The organism is Streptomyces sp. NPDC003034 (assembly GCF_053591375.1).
Genome location: NZ_JBSFTS010000043.1, coordinates 1 through 17,292, shown reverse-complemented (window position 1 = coordinate 17,292; position 17,292 = coordinate 1). Strand labels below are relative to the sequence as shown.

The window sequence follows — 17,292 nt, the reverse complement described above, 5'->3', positions numbered from 1 at the left end:
CCACCGAGCCCCGCCGGCGGCCACCTGCTCGCCTTCCGCCGCGACGACCGGGCCGTGCTGATCTCCGGCGAGACCAGCACCCGCAAGGCCTTCACCGCCCTCCGGCTGAACGCTCCGACCGCCGACCTCGTCGAGGCGGCCCGGCCCGGCGGCCTCCTCCACACCCCTGCCGACCGCCCTCGACAGGCCGCTGCTCTTCGGCGCGGGCGGGCTGCCCGTCCACCGCGAGGGCCGCCTCATCGGCGCCGTCGGCGTCGGCGGCGGTGCCCCCGACCAGGACCACGAGATCGCCGCCGCGGCCCTCGCCCACCTCGGCTGACCGGGCCGGCCCCCGCACCGGGTCGCGCGCCCGTGTCCCCCGTGCCAGGTTGGTACGGGGGACACAAGTGGCAGGGCACAGGTGCATGATGCGCAAACGGAAGCAGCACAGGAGAGCCCGCGCACGCGTGACGGCCATGGCCGCCGCGCTGGTCACCTTCGCGGTCCCCGCCTGCACGGCGGCCTCGGACGGCGCCCGGGCACCCGCCGCCCCGACCCCCGGCACCAGCGCCCCCACGAGCCCGACCGCCCCGACCGCCCCGGCCACCCCGGGGACGGCCGAGGCCGCGCCCTCCCCGACGTACCCCCTGTCGAGCGCCCCGCGTACCGTTCCGGCCGTACGGGAGCACACCCCCGGCCGCGGCCCGGGCTGGAAGCCCGCCCCCGACGCCCGCGTCGTCGTCGCGGCAGGTGACACGGCCGCGCTGGCGGACGAGGGCAGACTGCTCGCCGGTGAACTGCGCCTGGGCTTCGCGGAATCGGGCGCACCCCGCCGCGGTGACGTCGAACTGTCGCTGGGCGACAAGGGCTCCGGTCCGCCGGAGTCGTACAGCCTCGCCGTGCAGAACGGCCAGGTCCGTATCACCGGCCCGGACGAGGCGGGGGTGTTCTACGGCACGCGCACCCTCAAACAGGCCGTCACCTCGGGTGGTTCGGCTCCCGAGGGCACGGTGAACGACGGCCCGGCCAAGCCGCAGCGCGGCCTCAACCTCGACATCGCGCGCAAGCACTTCACCCCCGACTGGATCGAGGACCGGCTGCGCGAGATGGCCGACCTCAAACTCAACCAGCTGGGCCTGCACTTCTCCGACGACCAGGCCTTCCGGATCCAGTCCGACAGCCACCCCGAGATCGTCTCCACCCCGCACCTCACCAAGGCGGACGTACGCCGCATCACGGCACTCGCCGCCCGCCTGCACATCACCGTCGTCCCGGAGATCGACTCGCCCGGCCACCTCGGCGCGGTCCTGCGCGCCCACCCGGGCCTGCAACTGCGGGACGTACAGGGCAGGGCAGTGAAGGGCGCGGTGGACATATCCAACCCGGCGGCGGCCGAGCTGATCGACGAACTGCTCCGCGAATACCTGCCGTTGTTCCCCGGCTCCGGGTGGCACCTGGGCGCCGACGAGTACCAGGCGCTCGTCGTCCGCGACCCGGAGGCATCCTTCCCCCAGCTGGCCCGCGCGGCGCAGCAGCGGTACGGAGCCTCGGCGCGGGTCCAGGACCTGGCGACGGGCTGGCTCAACGACCGCGCCGCCGTCGTACGGCCGTCGGGCAAGGCGCTCAAGGCATGGAACGACGGAATCTTCGCCGGCGGGGTGGCGTCGGCGGCCAAGGACATCCAGGTCGAATACTGGACCGGAAAGGAACTCGGCGCCCGCCCGCCGCTGGAGTACTTGCGCGAGGGCCGCGACGTCGTGAACCTCAACGACGAGTTCCTCTACTACGTGCTGGGTGAACCGAACCAGTTCACCTACCCCACGGGCCAGCGGATCTACGAACAGTGGACCCCGCTGGTGCTGCGCGGCACGGCCGCCGTGCCGGCGCGGTACGCGAACCAGATACTGGGCGCACGCCTCGCCGTCTGGTGCGATCTGGCGGGCGCCCAGACCCAGGCGCAGGTCGCCTCGGGCATCCGGCTGCCACTGGCCGCGCTGTCCCAGAAAGTCTGGGACGACGGCCCGCCGCCCCAGCCCTGGACCGGCTTCAAGGCCCTCGCCGACCGGCTGTAGCCCGTACGCGGGCGTCCGGCTCGGCGTCCGGCACGGCGGGCGGTGCTAGGCGGCTACGACCGGCCCGCGCGGTCCCGGCGCTGCCAGCGCCGCTGTACCGCCTGGACGACCAGCGGCAGCGCCGTGACCACCGTCAGGATCCAGGCGCCCGCGAAGCCCCAGATCAGGGGTGGAGCCACGGTGACCGAGGCCGCCACCAGCAGCGCCACCGTCACCGCACCCAGCAGGCACGCCGCCACCAGCCGGTGACGCCGCGGCGGCGCAGAGCGCAGGATCCGGTCCAGGGAACGGTCACCCTTGAGATGGGCTTCGATCGCGGAGAGTGCGCGCTGCTCGCGATCCGAGAGTCCGGCTCCGTCCATGACGACGTACCTCCATCGGCTGCTGCCGTCGGGCGCGGACTGACCTGCGAATACCCGTCCTGGCACGGCCCAATCCCGGCATGGCCGGCACGGCGGCGGCCGCCGCGTTCCTCCAGGTCTCACCACGTCACACGAGTACGCGGCACGCGGCTCACCAGATGGAGGCGACCCACTCCGGGTGGTCGATGAACGGATTGCGATTGTGCTGGTAGGTGTCGAATATGACCTGGTTGCGGCGCTGCTCGAAGGCGTCCGGCGGGTCCTGCTGGTGCCACTGCTTCAGGACGCTGATACGGCCCGTGGCGGGGGCGGAGCCGTTGTTGACGGAGTCGTTGACTTCCAGGTCGGCGAAGCCGTCACCGCCGTCGTAGCGCACGGCCATGTAGAGCAGCATGCGCGCCACGTCGCCCTTGACCGCGTCGCGCGGCTCGAAGGAGTCCGTGTCGGTATAGCTGCCCGGCGCTTCCGCGACGGGGCTCCCTCCCATGTCGAAGTCCTTGTTGCCGCGGGTGCTGTTGACCGTCACGTCCTCGGGGCGCAGGTGGTGCAGGTCGGTGCCCGGGCCGGTGGCGGTGCCGAAAGCGCCGTGGCTCTGGGCCCAGACGTGCTCGCGGTTCCAGTCGTCGGGGTCTCCGCCGTTGGTGGCCTTGGACTGGGACCGGCCGGAGTAGAGGAGGATGACGTTGCCGGGATCGGCCGGGTCCTGGTCGGTCACCTTCAGGGCGTTCCACACGCCGGCGTAGCTCAGCTTCGACTGGTTCTTGACGATGTCGTGCAGGGCGGACTTGAGCGCTGCTCCCGTCTTGCCCTCCGCGGCGGCGTAGTACGTGTCCGCCGCGGAGGCGGTGCCGGCCGCTGTGGCGGCGGCGTGGGGAGCCGCCGTCCGCTCCTGGACGGCGGAGGCGGTGGCCGGTACGGCGAACAGTGCCGCCGCGGCGAGGCCGGCGGACCAGGGAGTCAGGCGCGAGATTCTCTTCACGTGGGGGTACCTCTCCACACGCACCGTCCCCGCGGCGGTGTTGGCGGGGTGTCAGGTGGCAGGAAGAGGGTCACATTGTCATGTGCAGTTCAGGTAAAGAACGCGTGTCCCCAGCGTGGATCTTGGTGGGTGTGAAACGGATGTGTCAGCTGCCCAGGGCGAGCTGCGGGGCCGGCTCGTACTTGTAGTCGGCGCCGAAGTTCTTCTTCACGGCCGCTTCCCAGGATCCGTCCGCGGCCATCTTCTTGAGCGCCGCATTGATCTTGGCCCTGAGCTCCTTGTCGCCCTTCTTCAGGCCGATGCCGTAGTTCTCGTTGCTCAGGCTCAGGCCCGTCAGCCTGAACTTGCCCTCGTTGCCCTTCCTGGCCGCATAGCCGGCCAGGATGGAATTGTCCGTGGTCATGGCGTCGACCAGGTTGTCCTGGAGTGCGACGAGGCACTCGGAGTAGCCGGCGAGCTCCAGCGGGACGCTCGCCTTCGGGGCGAGGTTCTTCTTGAGGTTCTCCGCCGAGGTGGAGCCGGCCACCGAGCACAACCGCTTGCTGTTGAGGTCCTCCGCCTTGGTGATGCTGGTGTCGGAGGCGCGGACCAGCAGGTCCTGGTGCGCGAGGAAGTACGGGCCGGCGAAGTCGACCTTCTCCTTGCGCTTCTCGTTGATCGAATAGCTCGCGACGACGAACTTCACCTCGTTGTACTGGATGAGCAGCTCGCGGTCGTTGCTGTAGACCTGCTTGAACTGGATCCGGTCCGGCTTGTAGCCCAGTTCCTTCGCCACGTAGGTGGCGACGTCCACGTCGAAACCGGTGAACGTGCCGTCGGGCTCGCGCAGTCCCATGCCCGGCTGGTCGAACTTGATGCCGATGGAGAGAGTCCCCTGGTCCTCGCTGTCACCGCCGCACCCTGAGGCGGTCAGGACGAGCGCGATCACAGCGGCGACCGCACCGGCCTTGGGAACCTTCATGCTGAACTCTTTCCTTCGAACGCGGGCCGCGCCCGGCTGCTTCCCAGCGGTGGCTGGATCAGGCATCACCGGACGCGGGACCGCGCGCTACTCGACACGTGTACGAGGAAGCTAGGAAGGTGACGGGTGCAGCGTCACTAGATCTGAGCAAAACTTGAGGATAACGATCCGGTTCAGCCGCTGATTCTGCGGTGGACCGGGGCTGTGGCGGGACAGAAGCGGACCGGGCCCGGGGACGGATCGGCGGGGCGGTGGCCACATCCCCTGGGCGGAGCCGGCGCCCGGGCACGTGGAGCCGCTCCAGGGGGCAGCGCGGCCGGGCAGGTCCGTACCGGGAGGCGACGGGTGACAGGGCGCCGGACTGGCCGGGAACGTATGGTGCTTCGGCCCGCTCGGGGCGCGGACATGGGACGATGGCCAAGGTGATGCCCGGTGTACGGAGGGGGAGTTCGGTGAGTGGTGTACGCAAGGGCCTGGGCAAGGTGGAGGTCGCGCTGCGGTGGGACCCCAGTCGCGCCGGCACGCCCGCGCACGACCTCGACATCGTCGTCGCGGTATACGGCACGGCGGACCTCTACGGGCAGCCGGCCTACCTCGTCCACTTCGGCAGCCGGTCGCCCGACGGCACCATCACCCTCAACCGGGACAGCCACACCGGGCAGGGCTTCGGCTTCGACGAGGTGATGACGCTCGAACTCGACCGCATGGCAGCGGAGTTGCGACGCGTCGTGGTGGGGGTCGTCATCCAGGACTCCGCCGCGGGCGCCGGAGCGGGCGCAAACGGTACGAGGACCTTCGCCGACATCGAGGGCACGGGAGTCCGGATCCGCGAGGGCCATACGGACCTGGCCCAGACCGGCTTCGAATCCATCCCGGCCGCCACCGCCGCCACGGTCGCCGAGTTCCTCCGCGACGGGTCGGGCGGCTGGACGCTGAAGGCGGAGCTGCACGGCTACGACGTCGGCCCGGAGGAGTTCGCCCGGACCATGGGCGCCGTCCGGTCCTGACCGCGAGGGCGGTCGGACCGGACGGCGCCCGAAGGCGTACGGATGGATGGCCGGACGGGGTTACGAGCAGGTGGCGCCGTCCGCCGGGACCTTCCCGTCGATCAGGAACTCGTCGACGGCCTTGGTCGCGCAGCTGTTGACCCCGTAGGTCCCGTGGCCCTCGCCCTTGACCGTGAGGCCGATGCCCACGCCCTTGCCGAGGGCGTCCGCCATCCGGCGGGCGCCCTCGACCGGCGTGGCCGGGTCACCCGTGTTGCCGATGACGACGATCGGCGCGGCGCCCGGGGCGCTCACCTCGGGCGTGGCCCGCTCACCCTTCACCGGCCAGTCGTGGCAGCCGGTGGTCAGATCCTCGGCGTCGAGGTCCCCGAAGACGGGCGAGGCCTTGCGGTATTCGGGAAGCAGGGCGGCTGCCTGCTCGGCGGTGATCCGGGTGCTGTCGTCAGCGCAGCTGATGGCTCCCTGGGCGCCGGTGGAGTTGTCGTAACGGCCCTTCTCGTCACGGCCGTTCATGGCGTCGGCGTACGCGAGGAGGATATTGCCCGTGCCCTTCAGCTGCACTTCGCCGATCCCCTGCACCAGGTGGTCCCAGCTCTCCTCGCTGTAGAGCGTGGCGATCATCCCGCTGCGTGCCTGCCCGGCGGTGAGCTGGCGGCCGCTGTCCGTCGTGGCGGGCTTCTTCTCCAGCTTCTCCAGCATGGCGTTGATGCGCTTGACGCCGCTCGCCGCATCGGGCCCGGTCGGACAGTTGGCGGCGTACTCCTTCACACAGAACCGCATGGCGTGCTCCAGGGCGAGCTGGAAGCCCTTGAGCTGGCCGAGGCGCTGCTGGACGGTGTCCTGGGTGGGGTCGACCACGGCGTCGAAGACGGTACGGCCGACGTTCTTCGGGAAGAGGTGGGCGTAGACCCCGCCCAGCTCGGTGCCGTAGGAGATGCCGAAGTAGTTGAGCTTCTGATCGCCGAGCACCTGGCGCATCAGGTCCAGGTCGCGGGCGGCGTTGGCGGTGCCCACGTGCGGAAGGATCTTCGCGGAGTTCTGCTGGCAGCCGGCCGCGAACCGCTTCCAACTGGCCGTCGCGTCGTCCGAGGCGTTCAGCTCGTCCATGGTCTTGTCGTCGACGCACGTGACACCGGCGCTGGCGCCCACGCCGCGCGGATCGAAGCTGACCAGGTCGTACGCGGAGTTCAGCTTCTTGTAGTCCTTCGCGGCGAGCTCGGGGAGGGTCTTCACGCCCGAGGCGCCGGGGCCGCCGAAGTTGTAGACCAGGGATCCGATGCGCTTGCCCTGGTCGGTTGCCTTCTTGCGGATCAGGGCGAGGTCGATGGTCTCGCCGGTCGGCTTGCCGTAGTCGAGCGGAGCCTTCATGGCGGCGCATTCCCAGCCGGCGCCGGGGGCTTCGCCGCCGCCCTGGGCCACCGAGGGGGCGGGGCAGGCCCGCCAAGTGAGCTGCTGGGCGGTGAGGGCGGCGGGCAGGGCGACCGGAGCGGGACTCGCGGAGGCGGAGCCGGCGGGGTTCTTGCCCTTCTCGGAGCCGTCCTTCTTCTCGCCGCTACCGCATCCGGTGAGGGCGGCGGCCGTCAGGAGTGCCGCGGCGGCGACTGCCGCGGAACGGGCCGGCCGTATGAAAGGGGACATATGGGTGCTCCTGGTGCTGCGGCGGGAACGTCAAGGCCTCGCGGCGGCGTGGCTGGCGAAGACCCGACGGAACCGTACAGGGGCGGAGGGAGGCATTCCGGACCCGGTACCCGTTCCAATCCGCACCTCCGTGAGAGAGGGCTCGCGGGTCCACCGGGACCGGGTGGCGGCCGCTCCTCAAGGAGAGGCCGCCACCCGGTGCGGGTGGCGCGCTGCCGCCGTCCCCACGAGGCAGCGCGGGCAGGCAGCCGTCCGGTCATCGGGGACGGCGGCCCGCCGGTTCAGAGGGCCTGTGGCGGTGCCAGGCCGAGTGCCGGGAGCAGGGACACGTCGACGAACCGGACCAGGTAATCGGCGTCGGCGTACCGCCCCTCCAGAACGGGCCGGATCCGGAGCACGCCCATCAACTGCGCCGGCAGGAACTCCACGGCCGGATGGTCCGCGGCGATCTCACCCCGTGCCACTGCCCGGCGCACCATCGCGTCGAAGGCCGCCAGCTCCGGCTCGACCAGAGCCTCGCGCAGGGCCGCCTGCAGCTCCTCGTCACTGAGCACGGCGTGTCCGAGGGCCTGCGTCAGCCGGGTGTCCCGCCCCGACGTGCCGGCCGCGATCCGGGCCGCCTCGCGCAGGTCGCCCGCCAGTGTGCCGGTGTCCACCGCGACGAGCGTACCCCGCCGGCCCGCCCGCAGGGCGGCGGCGACGAGCTGCGGCTTCGTCTTCCACTGCCGGTAGAGCGTGGACTTGCCGCAACTGGCCCGGGCGGCGACACCCTCCATGGTCAGGGCCTCGTAGCCGTGCTCCCGCAACTGCTCCAGGACCGCGTCGAAGAACTCCTGCTCCCGCTCCGGGGTGATCTTGGAGCGGCGCGCGGTGTTCGGCGTCGACGTCATGGGGTGCGGCTCTCCTCGATGGCTCCTCGGCGGGGGCTTCCGTGAACCCGAGTGTACGGGAACGCGAGCGTATCGGTACACCCGCGTATCGATACGAGAATGTATCGATACACTGGCGTGTCGATGTGTGCGCGGCTCCGACCAGCCGCTGCCGCTCTGCGCGTACAGGAAGAGAGGCCGGGGGATGACCTCCCAGACCACACCTGCCGGACGGGCAGCCGGACCGGCAGACGGACGGATACCCGGACGGGAAGCCGGTCCGGCGCCCACGCCCACCGCCACGGCACGGACAGCGGTACCGGCAGCGGCAGCGGCAGCGGCCGCGGCAGCCGGGCGCGGGGCCGCGCGCCGCCGCCTCATACGCGAGCTGCTGCTCGTCGCGGCCCTGTTCACCGTCTACAAGGCGGGCCGGATGCTCTCGACGGGCCGCACGGACGAGGCCTTCCGCAACGCCGCCCGGGTGTGGGACACCGAGCGCACCGTGCGCCTGCCCGGCGAGGGCTCGGTACAGCGGCTGCTGCTGCACGGGGACACCCTCGTCCACACCGCGAACACCTACTACGCGGCCGTCCACTTTCCCGCCACCGCACTCTTCCTGATCTGGCTCTACGTCCGGCGCCCCGACCACTACCTGTGGGCGCGCCGGGTCCTCGCCGTGGTCACCGGAGCCGCCCTCGCCCTGCACCTCGCCTTCCCCCTCGCGCCTCCGCGGCTGCTGGGCGCCGCGCACCTGATCGACACCGGCCAGGTCTACGGCCCGACCGTCTACCGCGCCGCGCCGGCCGCCGACACCCTGGCCAACCAGTTCGCCGCGATGCCCTCACTGCACTTCGGCTGGGCCCTGATGCTCGCGCTCGGCATGATGGCCGCCACCGGATCCCGGACCCCGTCCGGGATCGTTCCCCGCCGATGGGGGGCGCTGTGGCTGCTGCACCCGCTGCTGACCCTGCTCGTGATCGTCGGCACGGCGAACCACTACTGGCTCGACGCGGTCGTCGCCGCCGTCCTGCTGGGGGCGGCGCTACTGGTGATCCCGCGACCGGGTGCCGCAGCCACGGCCTCGGCCACGTCCCTGCCCATCGCTACGGGTACGGCCACGGCCGCCGGCGCCGATACCCGTGCCGATACCGGAGGCGGCGCCCATGCGGCCGCCGTTACGGGTGACGCCGCCGATGGACGCCGAAAGCCGCACCCGGGCCCCGTACCGGCGGCCGTAGGGGCCGGGCGATGAACGCCACCGCCCTCGCGGTCCTCCTGTGCCTCGCCTCGGCCGTCGCCTACGCGGCGGCGGCCGTCGCCCAGGAGCGGCTGGCCCACGCCGCCGCCGCCCGCGGCGCCAAGGCCCTGCTGGGCTCCGGCACCTGGTGGTGGTCGGCCGGGCTGAACGGGGCCGCCGCGCTGCTGCACGCCGCGGCCCTCAGGTACGGGCCGCTCACGCTGGTCCAGCCGCTCGGCGCGCTCACCCTCGTGGCCGCCGTACCGCTCGGAGCACGCGGCGCCGGGCGCCGGGTCGCGGCCACCGAGTGGCGGGGCACCCTGGCCACCGTCGCCGGGCTCGGGCTGCTGCTGCTCCCGGCCTCCGGTCCGACGCCGGACGACACCCTCACCCTGGCCGAGGCGTTCACCGTCTCCGGTGCCACGGCCGCCGTGATCCTGCTGCTGACCGCCGCCAAGGACCCGCGCTCGGGGCTGCGGCACGCGACGGCTTCCGGAGTGGCCTCCGCCGCCGCCTCCGCCCTGACCCAGACCGTGGCCGTGGCGGGCGGACGGGGCGGAGCCCTGCTCAGCGTCCGGGTGTTCGCGGTGGCCGTGCTCGTCCTGGTCTTCGCGGTCGGCGGGATGCTCCTGTCGCAGCGGGCGTACCGGGGCGGGCTCGGCGCCCCGCTGGCCGTGGTCAACCTCGCCAACCCACTGGCGGCGGCCGCCATCGGCATGATCCTGCTCGGCGAACGGCTCCAAGGCGGTGTGGCGGGTGTGCTGCTGGCCGTGGCGGGAGCCGTCGCGGCGGCGCGCGGGGTACTGCTGCTGACGCGGGCGCCGGGGCCTTCGACTCCGTCCGCTGCCGCTGCGGCCGCCGTGGGTTCGGTCGGGTCCGTGGGTTCGGTCGGGTCCGTCGGTTCGGTGGGTTCGGTCGGTTCGGTGGGTTCGGTCGGTTCGGTGGGACCGATGGCTTCCGCCGTGCCGGTCGGCCATGTGACAGCATGAGCGGCATGGCTGCTGACGGATCGTATCTTTCCCTGTGGTCCAAGGACTCCGTGCTGTCGATCGGCTCCGTCGGTTCCGTGCTGTCCATCGGTTCCGTGGGCTCGGCGCTGTCCATCGGCTCCATCGGCAGCATGCTGTCGGCGGCCTCGATCGGCTCCGCGCTCTCCCTCGGCTCGGCGGCCTCCTGCCTGAGCGCCGGCTCGCTGCTCTCCGCCCGGTCGGCCTTCTCGGTGCTCTCCTGGCGCTCCCGGGGCGGACTCATGGCGGCGGGCGCAGCCGCGACCATCGGCGCGGTCGCGCTGCTGCGGCCCGGTCACCGCTGACCGGCCGCTGACCGGCCGACGAAACGTGCCCCACCGGCCGTCGCCGACCCCCCGCCCAGAACCGGACCGGCCCCGGCTGCGTCCTCGGTGGAGAACGTCTGCGCGAACGAAACGGAGTGACGGGGCATGGGGATCATCGGCTGGATCATCCTGGGACTGCTGGCCGGAGGCATCGCCAAGGTGGTGCTGCCCGGCCGTGATCCCGGCGGCCTGATCGGTACCACCCTCATCGGCGTGGCCGGGGCCTTCATCGGCGGCTGGCTCTCGGCGAAGTTCCTGGACCGGCCGATCCGGACCGAGTTCTTCGACATGGCCACCTGGGGCTCCGCCATCGCGGGCTCACTGGTGCTGCTGATCGGCTACCGGATCCTGTTCGGCAATTCGCGCGACTGAGCACCGGCCAAGCCGTACGGCGCCCCTCAGGCGGTGACCTCCCGCCCGACGCCGGGGCACGCACCCGGGCAGGGGCGCGATCAGGCCAAGCCCGGACCAGCGGCCCTGGCGGCGCCCGGCCCGGACGGCTTTGACTGCGGGCCCATGAGACCCGGACGACACAGGTTCGCGCGCCTGATCGGCGCACTGACCCTCGCCGCCGCGACCCTGGCCGGCGCCGCGGGACCCGCGACCGCCGCCCCGGCGGCGGCCCACGCCACGGGGGACGGACCGGCTCCGCCCGCCGAATTCGGCACCGACTGGCACGACCCCCTCACCGCGGCCCCGCCCGTGGCCCGGCCCGCGACCCGGTCCTGCCGGATCACCCTCGCCGAGGCGCAGTTCCGCGACTTCACGCCCTACCGGGGGAGTTACCGGCCACCGACCGGCTGCGGCTCCGACGGCTGGGCCAAGGTCGTGCTGCGCCTCGACGGCAAGGTCAAGGGCCGCCAGTACGACCGCCTCGGCCACCTCTCCCTCGGCGGCGTCGAGATCTTCCGCACCTCCACCCCCCAGCCCTCGCCGGACGGCATCACTTGGTCCGTCGAGAAGGACGTGACCCGCTACCGCGACTCGCTGGCCCGTCCGCAGCCCGTCGAGATGCTCATCGGCAACGTCGTCAACGACACCTACACCGGGGTCATCGACGTCAAGGTCACCCTCACCTTCTATGCCGCCGAGGGTGCCACCGGACCCGCCGCGACCCCGGACCGCGTCCTTCCGCTCACCTCCCCGGCCGTCACCACCCCGCGCAACACCGAGCGGCTCCTCGCCGAGGTGTACGCCACGGGCTCGGGCGGCGGCTGCGAGGAGTACTGGTACATGACCACGCCGGACGCGGCCCCGTACTCCTGCAAGGCGGCCGACGGCCCGTACCGCGAGGTCCGCATCTCAGTCGACGGCCGGCTCGCCGGTCTCGCCGCGCCCTTCCCCACCGTCTGGACCGGAGGCTGGGCGGCGAGCCGGGAGTCGGCATTCCCCCGGACGCCACAGCGGTGAGCTTCGGGTACAGGGCTTTGAGGAGGGCGGCGCGGCGGGGTGCGCTGGTCCCGACCCGGGTTCCGGGCGGCAGTTCGGCGAGGGTCATGGGCGGCTGGCTGGCCGGCGGGCAGGACCAGGACGTCGCGGGCGTCCTCGCGAGGGAGGACGGCGCCGATGGCCATGCCGGGGGCCCGGTCGTGGGGTCCGGGAAGGTCCTTGGCGCAGGCGATGGTCGCGGTGACGCGGCCGTCGAGGAGGTGCTCGTCGGCGCGGCGGGTGAAGGCGCCTTCTGCAGACGGTGCCCGCGTGTTGCCACTTGGCCGGTCGCGGCACCAGGGCGAAGGACTCCCGGCACGTGATCATGGGCTGATTGCCAAGGTAGTTGGACTACCACTACGTTCCTGCCTGACTGGAAGAGACAGGGGGCAGGGTGGAGACTTTGGCGGACGGGGACGCCGCATGACGCTGACCCCCACCTTCAACGACTTCGTGACGTCACGCTGGCCTCAGCTGCACCCGGGTGACACCAACGCGGATGCCCAGTGGGCGGTCTACGACCAGGCCGTGTCCGAACGCGTGCAGGCCATGCTGGCGGATCCCTTTACTGAGGGCCACCCTGGGATGGTGACCGACATCCTGGCGGAGGACGTGCTGGAGACATTCTTCGGCCCCGAGTGGGTGGCGAAGAGGTTCGCGCAGGCCGACACGCGTGGCCCGGACGATCCGCGATGGCTCCTCCCCGCCCACCGCAGGCGCGAGCTGGCCCGACGGGTCTACGAATTTCAGAGCTTCCCCTGGTTCCAGGACTTCCTCGACCACACCCGCACCAACGACATCGCCTCCGCGTTGTACGAAGGGGACGTGTTATCGGCCCTCATGCACTTGCCCGCCACCGTGACACGAAACAAGGCAAAAGGCGTAAAAGGGGAAGACTTTGACGTCCTTGTCGAGTTTCCCGGCGAGCGGGCCCGCGTGCCCGTGGAGGTGAAGAACAAGGACGATGACGCGGCATTCTCCGAAACCGCCGTCCGCCAGATCCTCAAGAAGGCGGCAACCCAGCTGCCCAGGGGAGAGATCGGGTGGGTCTTCCTCCGGATCCCCACGGCCTGGGTCGGGGGGCGGCTGGAGGAGGAGTATCCCGAGATGTTGCACCACGCGGTGCGCCAGACCTCGAGGATCGGTGCCGTCTTTACCGCCATCGACAAGTTCCGCCTGAATGCAGATCGCGGCAAGGTCTCAACGAGCAGGTTCTGGCACTACTTCCCCAGCGACGATGCACCGCCAGCCCTACGTAAGACCAGCTTCGATCTCTTCAGACTGCTCGATCAGGGGATGGACTACTTCGCGCCACGGGCCCCCTTCTGAGGCAGCCAGGGGCAGGTTGGTGCCCGGTTCTCGCAGACGCGGGGCGGCTTCGCCCGGGACGTCGCCGAGCGGGTGACTCCCAGCGGCCCGTACCGCCGGACGCAGTGCCGGTCCCGCCTCCCCCGACGCCACGGTGCCTGGTCCCCGAATCCCGCGCCGCCGCTCCGGGCCCCATCGACCTCCCCGGAACGCTGCTGGCCGCTGCCGGACTGCTCGCCCTCGTCTGGGCCATCATCGAAGGGCCCAGCCTTGGTTGGACCAGCCCTCCCGTCCTCGCCGCCTTCGCCGCTGCCGCCGTACTGAACAGTTGCTTCCTGTTGTGGCAGGCCCGCTGCCCACAGCCAATGCTGCCCCTGCACTTCCTGCGCGACATGCGCATCAGCGGCAGCGCACTCGCCCTGTCACTGATGGCCTTCGCATTGCTCGGCGCCCTATTCGTCCTCACGCTCTACCTGCAAGGCATCCTGGGCTACACCCCCCAACAAGCCGGCATCCGCACCCTGCCGCTGGCAGCCGCTCTGGCTGTGGGGGCAGTGACCGCCCTTCCGCTCCTCGCCCGGGGAGGAGCGAGCGTCTCCATCGTGTCGGGAATGGCCTTGGTCACTGCCGCGTTCGGGGTCCTCGCCACCACCGAGACCGGCTCCGGCTACCCCCGCCTGGCCCTCTTCCAACTCATCGCCGGATTCGGCGCAGGTCTGATCGCCACAGCCGGCACCGAGACCGTCATGGCCACCATCCCAGCCGATAAAGCGGGCCTCGGCTCCGCCATCAACGATGCCACCCGCCAGGTCGGCTCCACCCTCGGCATCGCCGTACAAGGATCCATCCTCACCACCGTCTACACCACCCACCTGTCCGCCGGCCTGGCACCACACCACCTCCCGCCCGCCCTCCAGCACACCCTCACCCACACCGCACCCGCCAGCCACAACCCCCTCAACCGAACAGCCACACCCGCCGCCCCCTATGTCCTGTCCGCAGTCCGGGACTCCTTCACCCACGCCATGACCACCACCGCACTCACCGCCGGAACCCTGACCTTTGCAGCCACCATGGCCGCCGCCTACTGGCTCCTGCGCACCCGACGCATCCTCACTTCCCCTGCCGTCGAGGCCACCCAACCCACCTGACCTACTTTCGGCAGCACCCACCCCCGGAACAACAATCCACGGTTTCCTGAATTCAGGATGTGATGTACTGTCGTGGGGTGCTGACTGTTGCCTCTGACATCGAGGTGCTGGCCCGGTTCGGCCGCGCGCTCGCCGACCCGATCCGCTGCCGCATCCTGCTCGCCCTGCGCGACGCCCCCGCCTACCCGGCCGACCTCGCCGACACGCTCGGCGTCTCCCGGACCCGGCTGTCGAACCACCTGGCGTGCCTGCGGGACTGCGGCCTGGTCGTCACCAGGCCCGACGGCCGTCGCACCCGCTACGAGCTCGCCGACGAACGCCTCGGCCACGCGCTGGACGACCTGCGCACCGCCGTGGTGGCCGTCGAGACCGACCGCACCTGCCCGGACACCGACGAGAAGGGCTGCTGCTGACCATGGCCGCAGAGATACCGATATCCCTCGGACCCTCCCCGACCCGCCGGGACGCGCTCACCCACCGGATACGCCTCCTGGTCGCGGCGACGATCACCTACAACATCATCGAGGCGATCGTCGCCATCACCGCCGGCACCCTCGCCTCCTCCACCGCCCTGATCGGCTTCGGACTCGACTCGATCATCGAAGTCTCCTCCGCCACCGCGGTCGCCTGGCAGTTCTCCGCTTCCGATCACGCCGTACGCGAAGCCCGCGAACAGCGGACCCTGCGGATTATCGCGGTCTCCTTCTTCGCCCTCGCCGCCTACGTCACCGTCGATGCCGCCCGCGCGCTCACCGGCACCGGAGAAGCCCACGCCTCCATCCCCGGCATCGCGCTGGCCGCCCTGTCCCTGGCGGTCATGCCGTTCCTGTCCGCCGCACAGCGCCGAGCCGGACGCGAACTCGGCTCCGCCTCCGCGGTCGCCGACTCCAAGCAGACCCTGCTGTGCACGTACCTGTCCGCCGTGCTGCTGGTGGGCCTGCTCCTCAACGCCACTCTCGGCTGGTCCTGGGCCGACCCCGTCGCCGCCCTCGCCATTGCCGTCATCGCCGTCAAGGAAGGCCGCGACGCCTGGCAGGGCAAGGGCTGCTGCGCGCCGCCCACCGCCGCGGTCCCCTCCGCAGGCCCCAAGGCCGACGCGTACGGCAACTGCCCGCCCGGATGCCGCTGCTGCAACTAGGGAGTGTCTTCTGGATCAAGCCCGGGGGAGAGTAATGCCTGGTCTGGTGGACGCTAGCCCGGCATCATCACGGCATGGGTAAGGACATCTGGGGCTTCATCGAGTGCCACCGTGACTATCGAGACCATGAGGCGGACTCGTTCTGGCACGCCGCCATCGACTTGGACCACCTGAAGGTGCCGAGGAACTACGACGCCTTTGGCTCTCTGTTCGGCGTCTGCGACAACGAGCAGTTCGTGCCGGTGGCTCCTGTTCGTGGATTGCCTGCTAACGCGTCGAACCGTGTCCGTGACGGTCATGAGACGACGGCCGGGCGAAGCGCGAGCTGGGTCAGCTGGGCAGAGATCAAGCAGGTCGACTGGGATGAGGAGTCCGCCGAGCCGGATGCCTACATCCGCGAGTACTACCGCGATCCGCAAGGCGACTGGCAGTTCCTCCAGCGGCACTACTCCGCTCCTCAGCAATTCGTCGACCTCTGCGGCCAGCCGGCTCACATCGCGGTCCGGCCCAGCGAGCACTTCCCGGAGGGCTCCGAGTGGATCGATGAAGACCAGATGTTCCGTGTTGAGCGCCTCAGGCGCCGCGACGCCGTGCCCGACGATGAGTGGGGCCCCGTCTGGACCGTCATGCGCACCCTCGCCGAACTGCACGGCGACGACGACGTCAGGCTGGTCGTCTGGTTCGACGACTGACGTCACCCCGCGGCCCAGATGAAGATCCCGGCGATGTGGAGCGCGGCGAGATAGATTGTGGCGGTCTTGTCGTATCGGGTGGCGAGCCCGCGCCACTGCTTGAGGCGATTGATGCATCGCTCTACGGTGTTGTGCTGCTTATAGGCGTCGCGATCAAACGCGGGAGGCCGACCTCCAGCCTTGCCACGTCGCATGCGATTCGCGACCTGGTCCGCAGGCTGAGGAATCACCGCTCTGATGCCACGTCGTCGCAGGTACCCACGAATTGCGCGAGACGAGTACGCCTTGTCCGCCAGGACCACGCGCGGGTTGTACGGGGTCGACCGAGAGCACGAGGCACTCGTAAGCGGGCCATTACCTGCTCAAACACTGGTGCGTCACCGGCCTGGCCGGGCGTGACGGTGAAAGCGAGCGGGCGACAGCGGCTGTCCGCGGCACGGTGGATCTTCGTGGTTAAGCCGCCGCGGGATCGTCCGAGAGCATGATGGTCCGGCTCGCCGGCCGGGCCCCCTTTTGACGGGCCCCGGCGGCGTGCTGGTGGGCCCGGACGATCGTGGAGTCAACCGCCACGACCCAGTCGAGGTCGCCTTCCGCGTCGGCCTGGGCGAGCAGGGCGGTGAAGACCTTCTCCCAGGTGCCGTCGGCCGCCCACTTCCGCAGCTGGTTGTGGGCGCCCTTCCACGAGCCGAAGTGCTCGGGCAAGTCCATCCACGGGGTGCCGGTGCGGTACTTGAACGCGATCGCGTCGATTACGTGCCGGTGATCACGCCACCGCCCTCCCCGCTTCGGTGTCCGGTCCGGCAGCCACGGCTCGATCCTCGCCCACTGGGCATCAGTCAACGGCACACATCAACCAACGATCGGATGATCCGAAGGAAACGCCCTAGCTGTATTGCCCCGGGAGGTTGTGGACGGGTGATGGAGGTCTCGGCTGAGGCGTCTTGAACGGGTGAGGGCCTTCCGGGTTCGGTGTGGATTGCGACATCTCCACCGAGCGACAGAAGGCCCTCATGCCCCACCGTAATGCACCCCTGGCCGAGACCGGACGGCTGCGGCTGGCCCGCTGCGTGGTCCAGGACGGCTGGACCTACCGCCGGGCCGCCGAGCGCTTCCAGGTCTCACCGACGACCGCCCAGCG

At 70.9% G+C, this 17,292-nt stretch carries 16 protein-coding genes and 5 pseudogenes; 14 read left to right on the top strand and 7 right to left on the bottom strand.

Features of this window, described 5'->3' with window-relative positions; all coding sequences use genetic code 11:
* Positions 1 to 12: 12 nt before the first annotated feature.
* Positions 13 to 319 (top strand): annotated as a pseudogene (locus tag ACWDX7_RS27475) (GlcG/HbpS family heme-binding protein); the annotation flags it as partial.
* Positions 320 to 404: 85 nt separating this feature from the next.
* The gene (locus ACWDX7_RS27470; protein ID WP_451492025.1) at positions 405 to 2,051 is read left to right on the top strand and encodes a beta-N-acetylhexosaminidase; all 1,647 of its coding nucleotides are present in this window, start codon (positions 405 to 407) and stop codon (positions 2,049 to 2,051) included.
* Between the two features lie 53 nt (positions 2,052 to 2,104).
* On the opposite strand, the gene ACWDX7_RS27465 is transcribed toward ACWDX7_RS27470, so the two are convergent.
* From ACWDX7_RS27465 to ACWDX7_RS27455, 3 genes are all read right to left on the bottom strand, one after another.
* A complete protein-coding gene (locus tag ACWDX7_RS27465) occupies positions 2,105 to 2,413 on the bottom strand; it encodes a DUF3040 domain-containing protein (RefSeq protein ID WP_451492024.1) in 309 nt (102 codons plus the stop codon).
* A gap of 151 nt (positions 2,414 to 2,564) precedes the next feature.
* Positions 2,565 to 3,392, bottom strand: a complete 828-nt coding sequence (locus tag ACWDX7_RS27460) for an endonuclease I family protein (RefSeq protein ID WP_451492023.1) — start codon at positions 3,390 to 3,392, stop codon at positions 2,565 to 2,567.
* Between the two features lie 145 nt (positions 3,393 to 3,537).
* A complete protein-coding gene (locus ACWDX7_RS27455) occupies positions 3,538 to 4,353 on the bottom strand; it encodes a glutamate ABC transporter substrate-binding protein (RefSeq protein ID WP_451492022.1) in 816 nt (271 codons plus the stop codon).
* Positions 4,354 to 4,805: 452 nt separating this feature from the next.
* Here ACWDX7_RS27455 and ACWDX7_RS27450 point away from each other — a divergent pair, with 452 nt between their 5' ends.
* On the top strand, positions 4,806 to 5,360 hold the full coding sequence (locus ACWDX7_RS27450) for a TerD family protein (protein ID WP_451492021.1): 555 nt from the start codon (positions 4,806 to 4,808) through the stop codon (positions 5,358 to 5,360).
* 60 nt (positions 5,361 to 5,420) lie between these two features.
* On the opposite strand, the gene ACWDX7_RS27445 is transcribed toward ACWDX7_RS27450, so the two are convergent.
* Positions 5,421 to 6,998, bottom strand: a complete 1,578-nt coding sequence (locus ACWDX7_RS27445; RefSeq protein WP_451492020.1) for an alpha/beta hydrolase — start codon at positions 6,996 to 6,998, stop codon at positions 5,421 to 5,423.
* A 281-nt stretch (positions 6,999 to 7,279) separates the two neighbouring features.
* Entirely contained in the window at positions 7,280 to 7,888 is a 609-nt protein-coding gene (locus tag ACWDX7_RS27440; protein WP_451492019.1) for a TetR/AcrR family transcriptional regulator, read from the bottom strand.
* Positions 7,889 to 8,072: 184 nt separating this feature from the next.
* Between ACWDX7_RS27440 and ACWDX7_RS27435 the strand changes: the two genes are divergently transcribed.
* From ACWDX7_RS27435 to ACWDX7_RS27415, 5 genes and pseudogenes are all read left to right on the top strand, one after another.
* Complete coding sequence (locus ACWDX7_RS27435; RefSeq protein ID WP_451492018.1) at positions 8,073 to 9,119, top strand: phosphatase PAP2 family protein; 1,047 nt, start codon at positions 8,073 to 8,075, stop codon at positions 9,117 to 9,119.
* Positions 9,116 to 10,093, top strand: coding sequence for a hypothetical protein (locus tag ACWDX7_RS27430; RefSeq protein ID WP_451492017.1), 978 nt, complete (start codon positions 9,116 to 9,118; stop codon positions 10,091 to 10,093). The genes ACWDX7_RS27435 and ACWDX7_RS27430 overlap by 4 nt, the downstream gene beginning before the upstream one ends.
* Before the next feature lie 5 nt (positions 10,094 to 10,098).
* A complete protein-coding gene (locus ACWDX7_RS27425) occupies positions 10,099 to 10,416 on the top strand; it encodes a hypothetical protein (protein ID WP_451492016.1) in 318 nt (105 codons plus the stop codon).
* A gap of 126 nt (positions 10,417 to 10,542) precedes the next feature.
* The gene (locus ACWDX7_RS27420; RefSeq protein ID WP_451492015.1) at positions 10,543 to 10,809 is read left to right on the top strand and encodes a GlsB/YeaQ/YmgE family stress response membrane protein; all 267 of its coding nucleotides are present in this window, start codon (positions 10,543 to 10,545) and stop codon (positions 10,807 to 10,809) included.
* A 144-nt stretch (positions 10,810 to 10,953) separates the two neighbouring features.
* Positions 10,954 to 11,805, top strand: a pseudogene (locus ACWDX7_RS27415) (peptide-N4-asparagine amidase); the annotation flags it as partial.
* 59 nt (positions 11,806 to 11,864) lie between these two features.
* On the opposite strand, the pseudogene ACWDX7_RS27410 reads toward ACWDX7_RS27415, so the two are convergent.
* Positions 11,865 to 12,062 (bottom strand): annotated as a pseudogene (locus ACWDX7_RS27410) (hypothetical protein); the annotation flags it as partial.
* A gap of 226 nt (positions 12,063 to 12,288) precedes the next feature.
* Between ACWDX7_RS27410 and ACWDX7_RS27405 the strand changes: the two are divergent.
* From ACWDX7_RS27405 to ACWDX7_RS27385, 5 genes are all read left to right on the top strand, one after another.
* Positions 12,289 to 13,194, top strand: a complete 906-nt coding sequence (locus ACWDX7_RS27405; protein WP_451492014.1) for a hypothetical protein — start codon at positions 12,289 to 12,291, stop codon at positions 13,192 to 13,194.
* Between the two features lie 104 nt (positions 13,195 to 13,298).
* Positions 13,299 to 14,324, top strand: a complete 1,026-nt coding sequence (locus ACWDX7_RS27400) for an MFS transporter (protein WP_451492013.1) — start codon at positions 13,299 to 13,301, stop codon at positions 14,322 to 14,324.
* A 77-nt stretch (positions 14,325 to 14,401) separates the two neighbouring features.
* A complete protein-coding gene (locus tag ACWDX7_RS27395; protein ID WP_451492012.1) occupies positions 14,402 to 14,737 on the top strand; it encodes an ArsR/SmtB family transcription factor in 336 nt (111 codons plus the stop codon).
* Positions 14,738 to 14,739: 2 nt separating this feature from the next.
* Positions 14,740 to 15,462, top strand: coding sequence for a cation transporter (locus ACWDX7_RS27390; RefSeq protein WP_451492011.1), 723 nt, complete (start codon positions 14,740 to 14,742; stop codon positions 15,460 to 15,462).
* 74 nt (positions 15,463 to 15,536) lie between these two features.
* Positions 15,537 to 16,154: a hypothetical protein gene (locus tag ACWDX7_RS27385; protein WP_451492010.1), complete on the top strand. Its 618-nt coding sequence runs from the start codon at positions 15,537 to 15,539 to the stop codon at positions 16,152 to 16,154.
* A gap of 2 nt (positions 16,155 to 16,156) precedes the next feature.
* Here the strand turns inward: ACWDX7_RS27385 and ACWDX7_RS27380 are convergent.
* Positions 16,157 to 17,000: pseudogene (locus ACWDX7_RS27380) on the bottom strand (IS5 family transposase).
* Between the two features lie 164 nt (positions 17,001 to 17,164).
* Here ACWDX7_RS27380 and ACWDX7_RS27375 point away from each other — a divergent pair.
* A pseudogene (locus ACWDX7_RS27375) lies at positions 17,165 to 17,292 on the top strand (IS481 family transposase); the annotation flags it as partial.